2 protein-coding genes are annotated in these 2,154 nt (G+C 42.4%); both read right to left on the bottom strand.

What is annotated here, in order from left to right:
• Nucleotides 1-420: hypothetical protein (locus A1D16_RS20085; protein WP_290712907.1), on the bottom strand; the 420-nt coding region annotated here is incomplete at its 3' end.
• Between the two features lie 464 nt (nucleotides 421-884).
• Nucleotides 885-2,154, bottom strand: a 1,270-nt coding sequence (locus A1D16_RS20090; RefSeq protein ID WP_290712910.1) for an ABC transporter ATP-binding protein, incomplete at its 5' end; no start/stop codon positions are given.

Genomic DNA, 2,154 nt, shown 5'->3' on the forward strand with positions numbered 1-2,154 from the left:
AGCCGTGAGGAGTTCAGGAAAATAGGTGATTCCTCCCCAGAAGTCAAAAGGTAAAATTCGGATCGGACAGTTTTGTGAAAATTGTTCTTCTATACCGGCGGAGGTTTTTAGCTGAAGCAGCACCTCCAGGGTGCCAAGCAGCTGTTCTGTGAGTTCGGCGAGGTAGGCGGTTGAAATACTATAAGCCGGACAATTGATTGCATAGGCTTCGCCGGCTTTGAGTTGATCAATTCTGTAAGTGAGGGGCCCTGCAAATGCAGGATTTGTCAGGATGCTGAGGGTAAGCCCGAACCAATCTTCCTGGCTGGTATTGGTAATAATCAGGCTGCGGATTACCGGCACCTGGTTTTGCTGGGATGCAAAATTGATAACCAGCAGTACAGATATATCCAACACCTTCGTAGTTAATTCCATAGACATTGCGCTAAGCTGATGAGGAATCAAAATACGTAAAAGGTGTCAGACAGGTGTTAGACAGGTGTCTGACAGGTGTTCGTACGCACTTCAATGCTGGTGTACACCGGTACCGAACTTAGTTCAAGCTTGCCAACTTGGGAGGGATGGGGGAGGAAGCGAAACTACCTCACTTATACCGAAATTCTCCAGGTCAGCTGAGTTTTTAACAGCATACCCATTTTCGGCACAATGGCACATTATCAACTTCCATAAAGGGCAATCAATTGCATTTATTTTCCAGAAAAAAAGCCGAAAAACAGCTGGATAACTGAATCAATTTGTGTAACCAGCCTCTTATCTCAATATGCGGGCGTTTAGAGCGGCACCTCATAAAATTGCAGGAAACATGCGCATTGCCACCGGTTTGGTACAACCGAATGATATGTAATATGCTTTATAAGACAGACAATACCAATCAATAACAATGCTTAAAGTTGAATAATCAGATCAGATCTGTTGCAGATGGTTTCGTTTTTATGTGAAACACAAATAATCAGGATCTCCTGCTTCAACCGGAATAGTAGTTCAACTACCTGCTTTTCACGTTCAGCGTCCAGGGCAGCAGTAACTTCATCCAGCAATAAAACGGCAGGGTTCTTAAATAATGCCCTTGCGAGGCCTATAATTTGCTTTTGTCCACCTGAAACAGGCATGCCCCCCGCACCTATAATGGTTTCAAGTGCCGCGGGAAATGTATCGAAATAATGGTGTAAATCATACCTCGTAAGCATCTCAGTTATTTTTCCCTTGCTGATAGCTGTGTTGTCAAACGCTATGTTCTCAACGATGGTGCCGGTAAAAAGAACAATCTCCTGCGGTACTATCGCAACCAGGTCCATCCAGGAACTAAAGGATAAATCACAAAGATTGTGTTGCTCATTGACCCGGATAATTCCTTCATAGGTTTCGCTACATTTCGACAGCACTTGTAAAAGTCTTGTTTTGCCGGTTCCATTTTCTCCGACAACAGAAATAAAGCCTGTGGTTGGAAGAAAAAAGTTCAACCTCTCAGCAACAGGTTTTGCTTGCTTACCCATTATAATAACATCTTCCAAGCGGATTGATCTAAACTCTTTTATATGAGTTTGCTGCTTTCTCATACCGGCATGTGTAAGATGAAATTCGTATAATCGGTTAAATGCTATGGAAGCCTCCTTCATTGGCACTGAAAAGGAAGCAAGGCTGGTTAGAACAGGAAATAAAAAAGAAACAAATCCTACCAATGCTACGAATTCACCGGTTGAAATTCTACCCGAAATAGCCGCAAAAGATGCCATATAAGTAACGAGTAACATAACCGGAACAACAAAAATTCCAGATACAAAAGCGAGGCGTGCAAGGGCGGTTCTGTACCCCTTATCAGCATCCTGAAACAACTCCTGCTTCAGTTGCAGATTCAGGGCAGCCAGTTCTTCTTTTCCATACATTTTGTAGGTTTGAATGGAAGAGATTACAGCAATAAATTGTTGTTCAAAGCTGGTGGCGTTTTTAATCCGGTTAATTTGACAAGCACTGAGGGCATTCGCTCTTCTTACCATCCAAAAAAAATAAACCGGCGTAAACACTACCAATACCAGCCCGATCCTCCACTCGTATAAAAAAACCAAAAAGAATATAACCAATATAAAGAGCAGATCAATTATAACATGACTTGCCAAAGCAAATACCACCTGCTGAATTTTTTGTGCATCTCTAAAT

It is taken from the genome of Flavihumibacter sp. CACIAM 22H1, from assembly GCF_001601815.1.
Lineage (GTDB): Bacteria > Bacteroidota > Bacteroidia > Chitinophagales > Chitinophagaceae > Flavihumibacter.